Here is an 18,676-nt window from a genome sequence, read left to right as displayed (position 1 = left end):
TGTTTGTCTCTCCTTTTATTTTTTAATTAATGATGTACCTGTCATTTCTTTAGGCTTTACAATATTTAATAATTCTAAGAGTGTCGGTGCTAAATCAGCTAACATACCGCCATCTCGTAATTCAATCCCTTGTTTTGTTACAATAACTGGAACAGGATTTGTCGTATGAGTTGTCATCGGGTTCCCGTCGACTGTAACCACTTCATCCGAATTACCATGGTCTGCTGTAATAATCGCATGGCCGCCTAATTCAATGATTCGATCGACGATTTTTCCAAGGCATTCATCAACCACTTCAATCGCCTTAATCGTCGGTTCTAATTTACCGGAATGACCAACCATGTCTGGATTAGCGAAGTTTAAGATAATCGCATCAGTCTGCCCTTCGTCTAGTACTTCTAACAGTGCGTCTGTCACTTCATAAGCACTCATTTCAGGTTTTAAATCATATGTGGCGACTTTCGGTGAATCTATTAAAATACGTTTTTCACCCGGAAACTCTTCATGGCGACCACCGTTCATAAAATATGTGACATGCGGGTATTTTTCAGTTTCAGCAATCCGTAATTGTGTTAGCTGATGACGCGAAATCACTTCTCCGACAGTCTGTTCTAAACCAACTGGTCCATATGCAACAGCCCCATTAATCGAATCTGCATACTTCGTTAACATGACAAAATGGATATCAGTTGGGCGTTTTTCTCCGCGATCAAATTCATCAAAGCTATTTTCAGTAAATGTACGTGAAATTTGAATCGCTCGATCTGGTCTAAAATTGTAAAAAATAATCGAGTCGCCGTCTTGAATCGGCGCTACCGGTTGACCGATTTCATTAGTCAACACAGAAGGAATCACAAACTCATCATGGATACCATGTTCATAAGAATCGTGAATGACATCATACGGATTTGTATATTGTGGACCTTCACCATATATCATGGCATCGTATGCTTTCTTCACACGTTCCCAACGTCGATCACGGTCCATTGAATAGTAGCGACCAGAAATAGTAGCGATTTTTCCGATACCATATTCTTTTATTTTCGCTTCTGTCATCTCGATATATTTCTTAGCTGATGTTGGAGGTACATCACGTCCATCAAGAAATGCGTGGATATAAATGTCCTCAATGCCTTCTTGCTTTGCTAGTTTTAATAAGGCAAATAAATGATGGATATCACTATGTACACCACCATCTGAGAGAAGGCCGAGTAAATGGACGCTTTTTCCATTATTCTTTGCTTCTCGCATCGCCTGAAGAAAGACCTCTTTTTTAAAAAAATCACCATTCTCAATTGATAAATTAATCCGTGTTAAGCTTTGATAAACAATTCTCCCGGCGCCAATATTCAAGTGACCGACTTCAGAATTTCCCATTTGTCCATCAGGTAAACCAACTGCCTCGCCACTCGCTTGGAGTTGGTTATTGGGATACATTTCCCAGTAACGGTCAAAGTTTGGTTTTTTTGCTTGTTTCACCGCATTCCCAATCACTTCATCACGAAGCGCAAAACCGTCTAGAATAATTAATGCGGTGGGTGCTTTACGTTCACTCATTCAGTCCTGCCTCCACAAGTTGTAAGAAAGAGCCCGCCTCTAAACTTGCCCCTCCTACTAATGCTCCATCGATATCTGACTGTGATAGAAGTTCATCTACATTACTTGGTTTAACACTACCACCGTATTGAATGATGACTTTGTCTGCCACATCTACAGACGTTTCTGCTTTAATTGTCTCACGAATATGTTGACATACCTCATTCGCATCTTCACTTGATGCAGTTTTGCCAGTGCCAATAGCCCAGATTGGTTCATAGGCGATGATCGTTTTTTCAATCTGATCATCTGTTAGACCAGCAATTGCTTTTGTCACTTGAGATGCGACATGATTTTTCGTTTCGTTGGCTTCACGTTGCTCTAGAGTTTCACCAACACATACAATTGGTGTTAATCCATGTTTAAATGCTGCATGGACTTTTTTATTCACCGTATCATCTGTTTCCGCAAAATATTCACGGCGCTCAGAATGACCAATTATCACATGGGTGACACCAATATCAGTTAACATCGTTGGGCTAATCTCACCTGTGAACGCACCATGTTCTTGATCGTGCATATTTTGTGCAGCAATTTTTAACTCTGTTCCTTTAGCCATTTCTACTAAAGATGGTAAATGAAGAAATGGTGCACAAACAATTGCTTCTACTTGCTCTGATTGTGGTAACTTATCTTTCACCTCTGCAACAAACGCATTAGCCTCCGACACCGTTTTATTCATTTTCCAGTTACCTGCGATTACTTTTTTCCTCATCCATATCACCTCTTGATTCATTTTTTGTTATTCTTTTTGCTCATTCTTTATCATCAAGAGCTTTAATTCCTGGAAGTTCTTTACCTTCCATAAATTCTAGAGACGCACCGCCACCTGTTGATACGTGATCCATTTGATCACTTAATCCGAATTGCTCAACGGCTGCTGCAGAATCCCCACCACCAATTATAGTAAAACCATCAGCTTCAGCAAGCGATTTTGCTACAGCTCGAGTACCACCTGCAAATGGGTTCATCTCGAACACACCCATTGGCCCATTCCAGATTATTAATTTTGATTTAGAAATAATGTCAGCAAATGTTTCACGTGTTTTAAGACCGATATCTAATCCTTGCCATTCACTTGGAATATCGTCAATGGAAACAATTTTAGAATCAGCATCTTCACTAAACTGATCCGCAATCACTGTATCTTCTGGAATGACGAACTTCACACCTTTTTCTTCTGCTTTTTGCAAAAATTCCTTCGCTAAATCAATTTTATCTTCTTCAAGCAATGAATTTCCGATATCATAGCCTTTTGCTTTAATGAAAGTGTAAGCTAAGCCTCCGCCAACAAGTAAATAATCAACCTTATCTAAAAAGTTATCAATGACATCGATTTTATCTTTTACTTTTGCTCCACCAATAATAGCTGTAAATGGACGTTCCGGATTTTCTAATGCTTTCGTTAGGACAGCTATTTCTTTTTCCATCAAAAAGCCTGCTACAGCTGGTAATTTTTCTGCTACACCTGCTGTAGATGCATGCGCCCGGTGTGCTGTTCCAAATGCATCATTCACGTAAATATCTGCCATTTCAGCAAACGCATCAACTAACTCTGGATCATTTGTTGTTTCACCTGGATCAAAACGGACATTTTCTAATAGTAAAATATCGCCGTCTTCTAATTGAGAAATGGCTTCATTTACTTCATCACCATATACGGTGTCAGTCTTTAGAACGACCTTTCCTGTTAGATTACTTAAACGCTTCGCGACAGGATCTAAACGTAGCTCTTCAACAATTTGTCCTTTCGGGCGTCCTAAATGACTGGCCAAAATCACCTTTGCACCTGCTTCTGATAAATGGTTAATGGTAGGCAAAGCTGCTCTAATTCTTGTATCGTCTGTTACGTCGCCATCTTGCATTGGCACATTAAAGTCAACGCGGCAAAATACTTTTTTTCCTTTTACTTGAATATCTTTTAGAGTTTTTTTATTCACTGGATAGCCTCCCATTTTAAATCATATGTACACATCCATTATATAAGTTTTTCCCGTAAAATGCTTTCATTATCCATTTCTTGTTATTGTTTTCTGTTTTTGGGCTGAACTTATTTGCCGCTTACCGTCCTTACGCTCAATTTGATGTGTAAATCTTCCTGTTTATAAACAACAAAAAAAGAGGGATAACCTCCCTCTTTACATATTATAAGCCTTTTTCCGCCATTAATGCAGCTAAATCAACACAACGTGCAGAATAACCCATCTCATTGTCATACCAAGAAATAAGTTTAACTAAATTATCATCAATGACCATCGTTGATAAAGCATCAAAAATTGAAGAATGTGGGTTACCAACAATATCAGTTGATACAAGTGGTTCCTCACTATATTCTAAAATGCCTTTCAATTCATCTTCTGCCGCTTCCTTAAATGCGTTGTTTAATTCTTCAGCAGTAGCAGTTTTTTCAAGTTCTGCTACTAAATCAACGACAGAACCATCTGGTACAGGTACACGTACAGCCATGCCGTTTAATTTACCTGCTAACTCTGGTAATACTTCAGCAACAGCTTTCGCTGCTCCAGTCGTTGTCGGAATAATATTTTCAGCTGCCGCACGCGCACGACGATAATCTTTGTGAGGCAAATCTAAAATCTGTTGGTCATTTGTATAAGCATGGATTGTTGTCATGAGTCCACGCTTAATGCCAAAACGTTCGTGTAACACTTTGGCAAATGGGGCAAGACAATTTGTCGTACAAGATGCATTCGATACAATATGATGTTTATCTGCATCATATTGCTCATCATTTACACCCATGACGACGGTTAAATCGACATCTTTACCTGGTGCAGAGATAATCACTTTCTTTGCTCCTGCATCAATATGTTTCTGTGCTGATTCGCGATCTCTAAATCGGCCTGTCGCCTCAATAACAATATCGACGCCAAGTTCTCCCCAAGGTAGGTTCGCTGGATTTCTTTCAGCCATGACTTTAATTTCTTTGCCACCAACAACGATGTTTGATTCATGAACAGCAATCTCTTCTTCCATTTTCCCATGAACTGAGTCATACTTCAATAAGTGTGCAAGCATTTTCGCATCGGTCAAATCATTAACAGCTACAACTTCCACCTTCTCGCTTTTTAATGATTCACGAAACACTAATCGTCCAATTCTACCAAAACCGTTGATTCCAATTTTTACTGTCATTTGCCTTCCTCCTCATTTTATCTATCGTTTTATATATTAAAGGGAAGCTTCCCTTAATATCCCAATAGCTGCGCCTTCATCTGTAATTAATGTATTGCTATAGCTTGTTTTGAAATAGGATGAAATAGCTTTAGCCTTAGACATCCCACCGGCAACAGCAATAACATGTTTTTTTGTAGCTAAATGTTTTAAATCTATCCCTGTTGAAAGAACTTGATGTACGATTTCGCCATCAGCATTAAAGTAATAACCAAAAGCTTCACTAATAGCGTGCTGTTTAGTTAACTTATCAATGACAGGCTGTGGTGTATCACGCCTTTTAGCCATTGTGATTGCATCACCTAGTCCATGCAGAACAATCTGCGCTTCTTTAATATGTTCTAACACATCGTGAATCGACGGCTCTTGGCGCATCGTTTTAAATGATGCTTCACTTAACAAATCAGGCATAAAAAGCATGCGATATGCGCTATTTGTTTTTCGAGCCATTTTTGCAACAATGGTATTCGCCTGGTACTCTACATTCTCACCAAAACCGCCACGTGCTGGGACAAAGAGGTAATTATTTTTTTCCACTGTTTCTTCCATTTGATTAGCTACAGCGGCAATCGTTGAACCACCTGTAACAGCAATTGTCGCATCTGTTGTCATGATTGTATCTAAATAAGTCGCACAGGCTCTTCCTATCTCCAGCTTAGCCCTTTCCTCTTCATCACTATTGCCTGGTACAATGATGACTCTTTCAAGTCCTAACTGTTTCTTAACCTTTTCTTCTAATTCATTTAAGCCAGCTAATTCTTTAATAAATGGGACGAGCTGGTCTAGAATGAGTTTTCCCTCTGAAGTTAAAAACATGCCTTTACTCGTTATTTGCAAAATACGTTGTTCTTGTAACAATTCAATTTCACTACGAATCGTGCGTTCAGTTAAGTCCATAACATCTGCTAACGAGCGTCTCCCGATTGGCTGGAGCAAATTAACATGTCTCATGATGTCATAACGTTGTTGCATATCTTCCAGCATATTCGGGTATATTCTTTTTAATAAGTCGAGTAAAACATTCATGTCATTAACTCCTCATAGGTGGTCATTTTTTATCCCATATGGGTCAGAATTGTCCCGCATGTGTCAAAAAAATAGGAAAATCATTCTTCCTATTTTTAGTATAACATAATTTAAAGAATCTATCCTAACGATATTATGCCTTATTGAGGACTTCTTCTAAATAATGAAGGTTTAAATCCTTCCCAAATATTATATGGTCGCCTACCTCAACAACAGGAATTTCTAGTTGATATTTACTTAACCATTGATCATTCATTTCGATATTTCTCTTTTCAATCGTAAAGTCATGTTCCATTTGTAGGATTTGCAACAATTGTTCCGTCTCATCACAGAGCGGACAGTTCTCTCTCATGTAAAAATAAATCGTCATCTGTTTTTCTACTCCGTCTTATAGTAACTCTTTCATAATTTGCGATGCTGTTTTATTAGTCATCATAGAAAATGGTACATCAAACGGTGTTTTAGCACCTGTTTCGCCTTTTTTATGTAACCGATAAGCAGCACGAGCATAAGCGACTAATACACTAGCAGTGAATTCTGGATTACTCTCTAATGTTAAGGCGAATTCCATTGTCTGTTGGTGATCTGCACTTGTTTTTCCGGAGCGAATGACAAAGCCCCCATGTTTCATTTTTTGATGCTCATTAAAGAATGTCGCCTCATCAATAAAATGAACCGTCGTATCATATGGTGCGAAATAATCTGGCATTGTTTTGATTTCTTTTTCAATCCGCTCATAATCTATTTTATCAGCAACAACATAACAGACACGTTTATGGCGTTCCGCTGCAGACAATTTCTCACCTTTTCCACGTCTAGCATCAGCTAAAACGGACTCAATAGGAACCGTATATTGAACCGCATGTTTGACTCCTTCAATGCGCCGGACAGCTTCTGAATGTCCTTGACTGAGTCCTTCTCCCCAAAATGTGTGCGTGCCACCGTTTGGAATAACGATTTCCCCTAATAAGCGGTTAAGTGAAAACAAACCTGGATCCCAACCAGTTGAAATAACGGCTGTATTTCCTCCCTGTAGAGCTGCTTCATTCACTCGTTCAAAATGCTCAGGAATTTTTGCGTGGTTATCATAGCTGTCTACAATTGAAAAGTGTTTCGCTACTTCTGGACTCATCGTCGGTAAATCACTCGCTGAACCACCACATAAAACCATCACATCAATTTTTTCCTGAAAAGATTCTATATCATGATATGGATAAACCGAAACACCTTCTGTAGCCGTTTCAATCGTTGCTGGATTTCTTCTTGTGAAAATCCCAACTAATTCCATATCAGGGTTATTCTGAATTGCTAATTCTGCTCCACGTCCCAAGTTACCATATCCAATAATTCCGATGCGTATCTTTTCATTTTGCTTCATTTTATGCCACTCCTTTATTGTTACAATTATAGTCGTTTTAGACATATTCAGCAAAAAATATACTATATATGAAGCAACAAATAGATTGATTTGTTATCGTAAACATATACTTGAAAAATACGAGAGGAGCTGATTCAATTGACAACTTTTGTACACCGTGTATTAGTTATTGGTGGAGATGCTCGTTACAAAGAAGTCGTTCAGTCACTTGCTGAAGCAGATTTTCAAGTCATTGTTGCTGGTTGGGAGCAATATGCTTTTTCCTTACACAATGTGCTTCATGACACATTAGCGAACATTGATTTTTCTAAAATTGATTCTATGATCTTACCTGTTTCTGGGGTGAATGATCAAGGGGCAGTCGAACTATGTCCATACGCTGATACAAAGCTTGTTTTAACAGAGAAAATATTAAGTAAAACGAAAGAGACATGTGTCATTTATACGGGTGTGGCGAATGCGTATTTAAAACAAATAGTGGTGAATTCGGGTAGATCATTAGTCACTTTATTTGACCGTGATGATCTTGCCATATTAAACTCTATACCTACTGCTGAAGGAACTTTACATATCGCGATGGAGCACACCGATGAAACAATTCATGATTCACATGTTCTTGTACTAGGCTTCGGTCGTGTCGGCATGTCTGTTGCAAGATTATTTGCTGCTGTTGGTGCACATGTTACTGTTTGTGTCAGGCAGTCGAAAGACAGGGCACGGTTAAAGGAAATGGGAATGAGAGGCATTTATTTTGATAAGCTTCATGAAGTCATTCACCAGTTTCAAATTGTTATCAATACCGTCCCTTATCTCGTTCTTGATGAAATGGCAATTGTAAAGATGTGTTCGGATTCATTAATCATTGATCTTGCTTCTAATCCAGGGGGAACAGATTTCTCAAAAGCGAGTGAACGAGAGATTAAAGCCATTCATGCACTTGGGATTCCCGGAAAAGTAGCCGCTAAAACCGCTGGGAAAATCATTGCGGATGTGTTGATTGATTTGATGAAGGAATAAAAAAATGGCAAGGAAACTTCCCTCCTCGCCATTTTTTAAGCGCGCCCGAGAGGACTCGAACCCCCGACTCACGGTACCGGAAACCGTTGCTCTATCCAGCTGAGCTACGGGCGCATATTAATGACACAAGTTTCATTATATCGTCTTTTATATTTTATGACAAGCCCTTTTAGGATAAATTGTTTATTTCACGGGATAATCGGTTAATATGGATGATATATGTTAAACATAATCTTTATTGTTTGACCTTCATTGACCTTTAGTTTATGATAAAATTAGATTTCATATTATTGTCATTTAAGGAGGAAATTGAAAATGCATTTAATTCCTACAGTTGTTGAACAAACTAACCGTGGAGAACGTGCCTATGATATTTATTCACGTTTATTAAAAGACAGAATCATTATGCTCGGAAGTGCCATTGATGATAATGTAGCCAACTCAATTGTTGCCCAGCTCCTATTTTTAGAAGCAGAAGATCCAGGTAAAGATATTTCTCTATATATCAACTCACCAGGTGGATCAATTACAGCTGGAATGGCCATTTATGATACCATGCAATTTATTAAATCAGACGTTTCAACGATTTGTATCGGTATGGCTGCATCTATGGGTGCCTTTTTACTCGCAGCTGGTGAAAAAGGTAAACGCTATGCATTACCGAATAGTGAAATTATGATCCATCAACCATTAGGTGGAACACAAGGTCAGGCGGCAGACATTGAAATTCACGCAAAACGTATTTTACAAATGCGTGATAAAATGAACCAAATTCTTTCTGAAAGAACTGGTCAGCCGATTGAAATAATTGAGCGCGATACAGATCGTGACAATTTCATGACAGCACCTGCTGCCGTTGATTACGGATTAATTGACAGTATTCTCGAGCGTAAAGAAAAATAATAGAGAATAAATAACGTGCTTTCCGATTTGGTTATTGGGAAGCACTTTTTTATTATGTTGTATATCTCCTTGAATGAACAATAGTTTTGTCAAAAAGTAATATTTGTAGGCCTTGTCCTACTCTACTCATCATTATAATGGAGATTTTCCAATTTATATGACGTAGAAAGGATAAAACTTTACTCTGCATGTTATTATACGATCTTGGGAGTATTATACGGTGTGGAACGGTTTACTCCACATTACTTCCATCTTTTGACGATGTTCGTACGGAGTGTAGCGGTCTACCCCGTATTACTTTCATCTTTTGACGATGTTCGTACGGAGTGCTGCAGTCTACTCCGCATTTCATTCACCACTTTGTAAAGATCGTACGGAGTGGAGGGATCTGGGATCTACTCTCTACACCCAATGGGAGATTTCGCTACTTAAATCACACCTTTAATTCAGTTCTTCTACAATGAAAAAACCGGCTAAGAAATATATTCTCTACCGGTTTTAATTTAGGCCCTTCATTCCCCAACGGCCCTATTAATGTTTGTTATTCATTTCACAAGTATAGATTTAAGATTTAGAGACAAAGGTAATCAAATGATTTAATGCCATTTCTTCGTCTGGTCCGTCTGCTATTAATGTTACTGTTTCACCTTTAGTAATAGCTAGGCTCATTAATCCCATAATACTTTTAGCGTTAATTTTCTTACCGTCTTTTTCTAGGAAAATATGAGATGAATAGCGATTTGCCTCTTGTACAAACTGTGCTGCAGGACGCGCCTGTAAGCCCGTATCTAATTCTATTGTGACTGTTTTTTCAACCAATGATATCATCCTCTCCAATCTTAGGAAACGCTCTCAAAAAAATGATAAGTAAACACGACTATAAATACTTGTTATTATACCATGTTCCTTTTAAAACGTTAACTATTATCTATCTTATTGCTCTTAAATTTTTCCGTCGCGTATTTTATCCGCAATTTCATCTATTCTCTTCATCCGATGATTAACACCTGATTTAGATATTTTTCCACTTGGAATTAATTCGCCTAATTCTTTTAGTGATACTTCTTCATTATCCATCCTTGCAATAGCTACTTCGCGAAGTCTATCTGGTAAGGCGTCTAACCCGATGGTACGCTCAATCAGCTTAATGTTTTCCATTTGTCTAAACGCGGCACCGATTGTCTTATTTATATTCGCTGTTTCACAATTAACGAGCCGATTAACTGAATTTCTCATATCCCGTACAATCCGGACATCTTCAAATTTAAACAACGCATTATGCGCCCCAACAATGCTTAGAAATTCGGTGATTTTCTCCGCCTCTTTTAAGTAAACAATATAACCATTTCTTCTCTTTAACTGTTTTGCTCTTAATCCAAATCCATTCATTAAATCACATAACGCTTTATTATGATCTTTATACACATTAAATATTTCTAAATGGTATGATGACGTTTCTGGATTGTTAGTGGAACCACCTGCTAAAAATGCACCACGTAAATAGGCGCGTTTACAGCATGTTTTTTTAACAATTTCATTTGATATGTCATGAACAAATGTGTAAGGTTCCTCATCAAAAATTTTTAAGTTTTGAAGTAACTCTCGAACTTTTGTCGTAATACGAACGATGTAGACATTGTTCTTCTTTAGCTTCATTTTTTTACGAACGAGCAAGTCAATCGGAAGATTATACTTTTCTTTTACTAACGTATAAATTCTTCTTGCTATCGCAGCATTTTCCGTCGGTACGTCTAAAGCATATCCATGCTCAGAAAATGAAATGACCCCGTTCATACGAATTAATGCAGATAATTCCGCTATCATACAACATGAATCTGATTCAATTCGTGTTAATTCATTTTTTATTTCAGAAGCAAAGGACAAAACGCTCCCTCCTTCTTATTATCACTGAACGACTAGTGAATATAATAATGTTGAAATTTTTTCTGTATCATGTCGGATCGTTTTATATTGATTGGTAATAATATCGCCTTCAATTACTTCAATCCCCATATCGATTAATCGATTTCGATCCAAAGCAACAGGAGCTGCCTGCTCTATAGCATAACGCTGGCGCATTTTATCACTAATTGATTCATTATGGACAATAATAGCATCTAAACAGTTATCACCTACATGATCAATAATGGCCTGTGCGTGATCAGCCGCTGTGTAGTTCGTCGTTTCCCCTAACTGAGTCATCACATTACATACGTAAGCAACTTTCGCTTTTGTCTTTTGGAGTGCCTGATCAATTCGTGGGATAATTAAATTCGGCAAAATACTCGTGTAGAGACTACCTGGTGAAATGACGACAAGATCAGCCTGTTCAATCGCTTCGATGGCATGTGGAAATGGTTGAGCATGTTCAGGTGTTAAATAAACACGTTCAATCTTTTTACGAGCTAGCGGGATATTTGATTCACCTGAAATAATTGTTCCATCTGCCATTTCCGCATGTAATTGTAAATTTTCATTGGAAATAGGATAAATCTTGCCCTTTACCCCAAATGCGCGTGATAGTTCTTTAACACCTGTGTAGAAATCACCCGTAACAGAAGCCATGGCAGCTAATAACAAATTCCCCATCGAATGTCCAGATAGCCCGTTTTCAATGGAAAAACGATGCTGAAACAAATCAATTAATATCGGCTCGACATCTGACATAGCTGCAATGACATTCCTAATGTCTCCTGGTGCAGGCATGTCTATTTCTTGACGTAACCTTCCAGTGCTCCCACCATCATCAGCTACTGTCACTAAAGCTGTTAAATCAATAGGCATATTTTTCAAACCACGTAATAATACGGGCATGCCTGTCCCACCACCAATGACTACAATCCGCGGTTTATCTTGAATTGTATTCATTTCTCTATAATCCTTTCCGCTTATCAATATCACGATGTGTAATATGTGTAATATAATCTTTCGAAAGAAATTTAGCGAAATACTCTGCTAGTGCAACAGAACGATGTTGTCCACCTGTACATCCGATGGCGACGACAAGCTGTGATTTTCCTTCCTTTTTATATAACGGAAGCATAAATTCTAACATATCAATCACTTTCTCTTGGAACTTCTGTGTATCAGACCATTTAAAGACGTATGATGATACATCGGCATTCAATCCTGTTAAAGGTTGAAGATTCGGGACGTAATGTGGATTTGGTAAAAAGCGTACATCAAAAACTAAATCTGCATCAATCGGCAAGCCGTATTTAAAACCAAATGATAATAAATGAACTGAAAATACTTCTTGTTCTTCTTCGCTATATGCTTTTAAAATTTTCTCGCGTAGCTCTTTCGGTTTTAAATTCGTTGTATCGATAATATGTTGAGCACGCCCTTTTAATTCATCAAGTAAAAGTCTTTCTTGTTTAATTCCTTTTAACGGTAAATCACCGACAGCTAGAGGGTGAGAGCGTCTCGTTTCTTTATAACGGCTGACAAGTTGCTCATCTTCTGCATCTAAAAACAATATATGTTCATCAAATGATTCTTCATCACTTAATGCATCTAAAGATTCGAATAAGTTCTCAAAGAATTCACGTGCTCTTAGGTCAATGACAAGAGCCACTTTTTGAATCGTATTTGTAGAGTCCCTCATTAATTCAAGAAACTTTGGTAATAATGTTGGTGGTAAATTATCTACACAATAATAGCCTAGGTCTTCAAAGCTTTGAATAGCCACCGTTTTTCCAGCACCTGACATGCCGGTAATAATAACTAATTTTGTTTCACTTCGTTGATTTGTCATGCATACTCTCCTTTCTATCGCTACTTTAATAGCTGCTTACTAATGAATATGCATTAATCATTGTAAAAAAACACATATATTATATAGTATACAATGAATATGAGGGACATACCACTATTCCGAAGTAGTGAATAATCCCATTTTTAGGCAAAAAAAAGCACAGACGAGAGAGAAATCTGTGCCTAAGATATATCTTATAATTAAAAAGGGGGGTCATTATTAATCCCATTATATGAAAAGTTTATTTCGCTCGTGTTACAGGGTGATTAAATTGAAATTACTTTCACAATGAAAAAGTTGATAAGCTTGAACACTTATCAACTTTCCAATTTTTATTAAGATGTTGCTGCCTTTTCTTTTTCTTTCAATTCTTCTATATATGCAATCGCTGCTTCTGCTGCGATACTTCCATCACCTGTTGCTGTAACAATTTGGCGAAGTTTTTTCTCACGAACATCACCAGCTGCATAAATACCAGGGATATTTGTTTCCATTTCTTCATTTGTTGGAATGTATCCTTCATCATTTGTAATACCTAATGATTTGAACGGTTCACTTAATGGGATTGTTCCAATATAAATGAACACACCGTCTGTTTCAAATGTTGATTTATCGCCTGTTTCACGATTGACTAATGACAGGCTACTTACTTTACCATCTGGCCCATTGATTTCTTCTGCTTCTGTGTTCCAAATAAATTCAATCTTGTCATTATTAAATGCACGTTCTTGGATAATCTTTTGTGCTCTAAGCTCGTCACGACGGTGAATAATTGTTACTTTTTTAGCAAATTTAGTCAAATAAATGCCTTCTTCAACGGCAGAGTCTCCGCCACCGATAACAACGAGTTCTTTGTCCTTAAAAAAGGCACCATCACAAACAGCACAGTAAGATACTCCACGACCGACAAACTCTTCTTCACCTGGAATACCAATTTTCTTCTGTTCTGCACCAGTTGCAATAATAACTGTTCGCGTTTTATATTCTTGGTCGCCTGCCTTTACGACTTTATACTCTCCATGATCAACAACTTCTGAAATATCACCGTATGCATATTCAGCGCCAAATTTCTTTGCATGCTCAAACATTTTATTTGATAAATCTGGTCCAAGTATATGATCGAATCCAGGATAGTTTTCGACGTCTTCCGTATTAGCAACTTGCCCACCTGGAATTCCTCTTTCAATCATTAATGTGTCTAAATTAGCACGAGAGGCATATACAGCTGCCGTCATACCAGCTGGTCCTGCTCCTGCAATGACAACATCATACATTCTTTCTTCAGACATCATCATCAACTCTCTTTCTATTTTATAACTGTTATTCTTAGCGTATAAGAATTATCCTGTTTCGTCTATCTATTTGCTCACCTTTTCCACGATTGTACTTCTTTTGACATAATTGGGTGTTTTTTACATCCCTCTTCCCAAAGTGTTGCTGCCTTTTCCTCATTTTCAACATGAAAAAGGGTATAACTGTACCATCTAAAATATGATAAATGTCCTTTTACTGACTCCTTATTAATCATTCTAAAACGGTCATAGGCCAATTCAATATGACCAGTTCTCGCTAATACAATAGCAATTCTTAACTTTTGATGGTCATGAATCGGGTATATATTTAGTAATGCACGAATAAATGTTTCATATTCCGATTGTTTTTCATCAAGGAAATAAAATAAAGCTAAATTCGTATAGCTATTTAGAGAGGATGGGTTTTCCGCTAATTCATCTCGTTCTATTTGATATGCTACTTCCTTTTCTCCTGTGAAAAACAATGCATGTGCATAATCATGTTTTGCCTGTTTATGGTCGGGGAAAAGTAATAACATTTCTTCTAAAACGAGCAACGCCTTTTCCCAATTCATTGATTCAATATAGTAAAAGGCGGTTTCCTGATAAATAATCAATTCATCCTCATCATCTAAGAGCCAATCATCTTGTTCCTCTAAGTCAATGATTTCTAATAACTCTTCCGCTTCTTCAGAAAAATCACCATTGGGCTCTTGCTCCAAATATGTTTCTGCATATTTTCTAGCATCGGATAATAAACCAAGATGGGCATAATTATTTGCCAGTAAATAAAAACAATCACTGTATTGTTCATTCTCTATATTTAGTACGTTAGTTAATACTTCATTTGCTTTATGAAACAAGCCGATTTCAGTATATATAATAGACATCTGGCATTGATACAATGGATCTTCTGGTGATTTTTCCACAGCTTTTTGAATCCATTTTAATGCGTTGTCGAATTTTCTCTTTTGAAAAGCTTTCACACCACGTGAAAAGTAAAAATCGCCTTCAGGTACAAATGGGACAACATTGTTCTGCTTTTGTTTCTTAATGGATACTTGCATAATAACCCCAATCTTTTTTCATAATTTACACCGTACAAATTATAACATATCTAGCCTTCTTTCGACGAATAGTTAGGTTTATAAGCTTCTTTATAATAAAATTTGAAATGTGCTGAGTTCATGACTTCTATTTCTGTACTATTAACAACAGAAATCATTGTGGCTATCTTTATATTTTTCTTGATGTTGTTTTTGAAGATAAAGAAGAGCAATTTATCATAAAAAACCTTTTTGATTAGTCTTTACAACCTTTGGGTACTTTTTTTGTCTAGACTTATATAGAAACAAGCAATATACCTGATTAAATTTATGATGATATGCATTGGAGTTCTCAATACGTTATAACTATGGCACTAATAATGGACTTGATAAAATGGAAGCATATAACGGCTTTTATTCGTCCCCTACGCTTCATATGTAAACAGTTAATTCTGGCAAACATTATTCTTTAGATAAAATAATAAGCAGAGAAAATCGTTACTGATTTCTCTGCTTGTTATTTGAATCGATATGGGGTGCTCTATTTATTCGTTTTCCGGAAATGCTACTGCATCTTGTATCGCTTTATCTAATTCGTTAACAGCTGCTTTGTGTTCTTCAGTTGTCCATTCAAAAATTTTCGCCATATGATTACATACGGATTGTTTATGTTCACGTACCCAATCAATATCGAAAAATAATGCACCTGTTCTTCTAATAAAAAAGTCGATTGGTCTACAGACCCATTCATTAGCAATGCCATATGTCAACTCCGCTAAGACGAGCGGGGCAATTTCTTGATGCTGGTCCGTTTCTTTTTCTTGTTTGTATAAATTAATAATCTGGTTAACGTTAGCGCCATAACGTTTAACGAGTCTCTCGGCATCTTTTTCACAAATGCCCGCTTGCACGGCTTCTCCAACGGCTTTGACTTTAAAATCTTGAAACCCTATTGAACCACCAACTTCACCACCTGAAATCGGTAAATCTTTTGTCATAGAACTCGAATACAAAATACCTTCTTCTTCTTTAAACTGTTTAACGACGATATCAACAATCTGTTCAGCCATTTTACGATAACCCGTTAATTTTCCACCAGCAATTGATAACAAGCCAGAATCGGAATGAAAAATCTCGTCTTTACGTGAAATTTCATCAGGTTTTTTACCGTCTTCAGCAATTAACGGTCGCAACCCTGCCCAACTCGATTCCACATCATCAACCGCTAATGAAAGGGTTGGGAACATATTCTGAATGGCATTTAGAATATAATCACGATCAACAGCTGTCGCTGTCGGATGAGCAATGTCGTTATCATATGGCGTATCTGTCGTACCAACATATGTTTTACCATCACGTGGAATAGCGAAAATCATCCGACCATCTGGAGCATCAAAATAGATCGCTTGTTGTAATGGAAAAACATCGTTTGAGAAGACAAGATGTATCCCTTTCGTAATGTAAAGGTGTTTTCCTCGTTTTGATTCATCAAGTTCTCGTAAATCATCGACCCATGGTCCACAAGCATTCACAATTTTTTTTGCATAGATTTCTTCGGTTTTTCCTGTTAATAAGTCTAAAACGTGTACACCTATGACCTTGCGATGATCATAAATAAAATTGGTGACCTTTAAATAGTTAACGGCAATCGCGCCATGATCGACTGCTTTTTTCATGATTTCAATCGTTAAACGCGCATCATCTGTTTTATATTCAACATAATAACCAGCACCTTTTAACCCTGCTTCCTTTAATAATGGTTCTTTGGCTAATGTTTCATCCCGATTAAGCATCTGACGGCGCTCCGTTTTTTTAACGCCTGCTAATGTATCATATAAGCGTAAACCAATATTTGTTGTGACTGGTCCAAAGGTTCCTCCGGTATGAAATGGTAGCATCATCCATTCCGGTGTTGTCACATGTGGACCATTTTCATAAACGACAGCTCGTTCTTTTCCAACTTCGGCTACAAGTTTAAATTCTAATCCTTTTAAATACCTTAAGCCGCCATGTACTAATTTCGTAGAACGACTAGATGTACCGGCAGCAAAATCTTGCATATCAACAACAGCTGTTTTTAATCCTCTTGTTGTTGCATCTAAAGCAATACCTGCCCCTGTAATCCCCCCTCCAATCACCAGTAAATCAAGTTTTTCCTCTTTTTTCAACTCACATAACATATCATCTCGTATGATGGTTCTCATTGCCCTGTCTCCTATCGATTTAAACTTTTTGTTTATCTTAGGAAAAATAAAAACCGCAAATATACTAACCCCTATGATTAGTATATTTGCGGTTTCTCCATTTCTCCGACCAATTGATATTTACTTGATACATTAAGTATAACATAGCTCAAACTCGAACAAAAGGATTTATATTACTGCCACAATTCCCGCTCTGATGTCGACACGGCAACAGCACCTGCTTCAAGTGCAGTCGTAATATCCGACTCTTCACGAATTAATCCCCCCGCAATAATCGGTAATCCTGTTTCTTCATGAACGATTTGAATCATACTCGGCACCAGTCCAGGTAAAACTTCGATACAATCAGGTTGTGAGCGTTTCACTAACTTCACATTATTTTTTAGAGCGATACTGTCGAGCAAAAATATCCGTTGAATAGCTAATAGATCGTGCTTCTTTGCCAACTGGATCACATTACCACGTGTTGATAGAACACCATCCGGTTTGATGGCATGGATTAGAAACTCCATGCCATGTTCGTCGGCTTTTAGGCCTTGGATTAGATCAAAATGGATTAATACCTTTTTGTGACACCGCTTGGCATGTCGTACAAGTTGATTTAACTGTGACAATCTCGTCTCTAGAAATATAACATATTTTGAAGTTGTCTGTAAGGCGTCTTCAAAGTCTTTTATTCTACGTATGGCTGGTAAAATCCCCTTTGGTATTTGCATTTGAATCGCATCCTTCCTTTTAAATCAAGGAGCAGTTTATTTGTTCTTTTGGCGTGCTTCCATTTCTTCTTTTGTATAGATGAGCTGCATTGGATTGCCACCTACAAAGGATCCAGCCGGAACATCTTTATGGACGAGTGTTGCTGCTGAAATGATAGCTCCATCTCCAATTGTTACACCTGGCAAAATGGTTGTATTGGCACCAATCATCACATGACTGCCAATTTTCACTTCACCTAGTCGGTATTCGTCGATTAAATACTCATGTGCGAGAATTGTTGAATTATAGCCGATAATCGTATTTGAACCAACGGATATCTTCTCGGGAAACATAATATCAGGTACGACCATTAAAGCGAAAGCCGTCTTTTTACCAACGCGCATCCGTAAAAAGGTCCGATACAACCAATTCTTCACACTTAAAAAAGGCATATATCTAGCTATAAAAATAACAATGACATTTTTTACGACTTTCCAAAATGGAACTGTCCGATAAATTTGCCATAATGAATTTGAACCCTTTACAGGATAACGCTTTGTCTTACGCAT

At 37.5% G+C, this 18,676-nt stretch carries 18 protein-coding genes and 1 tRNA gene; 2 read left to right on the top strand and 17 right to left on the bottom strand.

The window, feature by feature from the left end:
- Nucleotides 1–15 precede the first annotated feature (15 nt).
- The 7 genes from gpmI to VIG73_RS12680 all read right to left on the bottom strand — a co-directional run bounded on the left by gpmI (nucleotide 16) and on the right by VIG73_RS12680 (nucleotide 7,192).
- On the bottom strand, nucleotides 16–1,557 hold the full coding sequence (gpmI, locus tag VIG73_RS12710; protein WP_331642570.1) for a 2,3-bisphosphoglycerate-independent phosphoglycerate mutase: 1,542 nt from the start codon (nucleotides 1,555–1,557) through the stop codon (nucleotides 16–18).
- Nucleotides 1,550–2,311, bottom strand: coding sequence for a triose-phosphate isomerase (tpiA, locus tag VIG73_RS12705; protein ID WP_331642568.1), 762 nt, complete (start codon nucleotides 2,309–2,311; stop codon nucleotides 1,550–1,552). The genes gpmI and tpiA overlap by 8 nt, the downstream gene beginning before the upstream one ends.
- Nucleotides 2,312–2,351: 40 nt before the next feature.
- A complete protein-coding gene (locus tag VIG73_RS12700) occupies nucleotides 2,352–3,536 on the bottom strand; it encodes a phosphoglycerate kinase (protein ID WP_331642567.1) in 1,185 nt (394 codons plus the stop codon).
- A 205-nt stretch (nucleotides 3,537–3,741) separates the two neighbouring features.
- Complete coding sequence (gap, locus tag VIG73_RS12695) at nucleotides 3,742–4,749, bottom strand: type I glyceraldehyde-3-phosphate dehydrogenase (RefSeq protein ID WP_331642565.1); 1,008 nt, start codon at nucleotides 4,747–4,749, stop codon at nucleotides 3,742–3,744.
- A gap of 36 nt (nucleotides 4,750–4,785) precedes the next feature.
- On the bottom strand, nucleotides 4,786–5,814 hold the full coding sequence (locus tag VIG73_RS12690; protein ID WP_331642563.1) for a sugar-binding transcriptional regulator: 1,029 nt from the start codon (nucleotides 5,812–5,814) through the stop codon (nucleotides 4,786–4,788).
- 133 nt (nucleotides 5,815–5,947) lie between these two features.
- Nucleotides 5,948–6,184: a glutaredoxin family protein gene (locus tag VIG73_RS12685; protein ID WP_331642561.1), complete on the bottom strand. Its 237-nt coding sequence runs from the start codon at nucleotides 6,182–6,184 to the stop codon at nucleotides 5,948–5,950.
- Nucleotides 6,185–6,202: 18 nt separating this feature from the next.
- A complete protein-coding gene (locus VIG73_RS12680) occupies nucleotides 6,203–7,192 on the bottom strand; it encodes a diaminopimelate dehydrogenase (protein ID WP_331642559.1) in 990 nt (329 codons plus the stop codon).
- Between the two features lie 138 nt (nucleotides 7,193–7,330).
- On the opposite strand from VIG73_RS12680, the gene dpsA reads away from it, so the two are divergent.
- Entirely contained in the window at nucleotides 7,331–8,209 is an 879-nt protein-coding gene (gene dpsA, locus VIG73_RS12675) for a dipicolinate synthase subunit DpsA (protein ID WP_331642557.1), read from the top strand.
- Nucleotides 8,210–8,249: 40 nt separating this feature from the next.
- Here dpsA and VIG73_RS12670 read toward each other — a convergent pair.
- A tRNA-Arg gene (locus tag VIG73_RS12670) sits at nucleotides 8,250–8,323 on the bottom strand.
- 201 nt (nucleotides 8,324–8,524) lie between these two features.
- Between VIG73_RS12670 and clpP the strand changes: the two genes are divergently transcribed.
- Entirely contained in the window at nucleotides 8,525–9,112 is a 588-nt protein-coding gene (gene clpP / locus VIG73_RS12665; protein ID WP_331642555.1) for an ATP-dependent Clp endopeptidase proteolytic subunit ClpP, read from the top strand.
- 564 nt (nucleotides 9,113–9,676) lie between these two features.
- Here clpP and VIG73_RS12660 read toward each other — a convergent pair.
- From VIG73_RS12660 to VIG73_RS12620, 9 genes are all read right to left on the bottom strand, one after another.
- Nucleotides 9,677–9,931 carry an HPr family phosphocarrier protein gene (locus tag VIG73_RS12660; protein ID WP_331642553.1) on the bottom strand — a complete coding sequence of 85 codons (255 nt, stop codon included), beginning with the start codon at nucleotides 9,929–9,931 and terminating at the stop codon, nucleotides 9,677–9,679.
- A gap of 123 nt (nucleotides 9,932–10,054) precedes the next feature.
- On the bottom strand, nucleotides 10,055–10,996 hold the full coding sequence (gene whiA, locus VIG73_RS12655) for a DNA-binding protein WhiA (protein ID WP_331642552.1): 942 nt from the start codon (nucleotides 10,994–10,996) through the stop codon (nucleotides 10,055–10,057).
- Between the two features lie 21 nt (nucleotides 10,997–11,017).
- Nucleotides 11,018–11,980, bottom strand: coding sequence for a YvcK family protein (locus tag VIG73_RS12650; protein WP_331642550.1), 963 nt, complete (start codon nucleotides 11,978–11,980; stop codon nucleotides 11,018–11,020).
- A gap of 4 nt (nucleotides 11,981–11,984) precedes the next feature.
- Entirely contained in the window at nucleotides 11,985–12,869 is an 885-nt protein-coding gene (gene rapZ, locus VIG73_RS12645; RefSeq protein WP_331642548.1) for an RNase adapter RapZ, read from the bottom strand.
- A 335-nt stretch (nucleotides 12,870–13,204) separates the two neighbouring features.
- Nucleotides 13,205–14,158 (bottom strand): thioredoxin-disulfide reductase, encoded by a 954-nt coding sequence (trxB, locus tag VIG73_RS12640; protein ID WP_331642546.1) that lies wholly within the window; start codon nucleotides 14,156–14,158, stop codon nucleotides 13,205–13,207.
- 77 nt (nucleotides 14,159–14,235) lie between these two features.
- Nucleotides 14,236–15,228 (bottom strand): hypothetical protein, encoded by a 993-nt coding sequence (locus tag VIG73_RS12635; protein WP_331642544.1) that lies wholly within the window; start codon nucleotides 15,226–15,228, stop codon nucleotides 14,236–14,238.
- A gap of 524 nt (nucleotides 15,229–15,752) precedes the next feature.
- Nucleotides 15,753–17,411 (bottom strand): glycerol-3-phosphate dehydrogenase/oxidase, encoded by a 1,659-nt coding sequence (locus tag VIG73_RS12630; protein ID WP_331642542.1) that lies wholly within the window; start codon nucleotides 17,409–17,411, stop codon nucleotides 15,753–15,755.
- 173 nt (nucleotides 17,412–17,584) lie between these two features.
- Entirely contained in the window at nucleotides 17,585–18,127 is a 543-nt protein-coding gene (locus VIG73_RS12625; RefSeq protein ID WP_331642540.1) for a glycerol-3-phosphate responsive antiterminator, read from the bottom strand.
- Between the two features lie 36 nt (nucleotides 18,128–18,163).
- Complete coding sequence (locus VIG73_RS12620; RefSeq protein ID WP_331642538.1) at nucleotides 18,164–18,676, bottom strand: acyltransferase; 513 nt, start codon at nucleotides 18,674–18,676, stop codon at nucleotides 18,164–18,166.

The organism is Cerasibacillus sp. (assembly GCF_036516575.1).
Lineage (GTDB): Bacteria > Bacillota > Bacilli > Bacillales > Amphibacillaceae > Cerasibacillus.
This window is presented reverse-complemented; position numbering and strand designations above follow the sequence as displayed.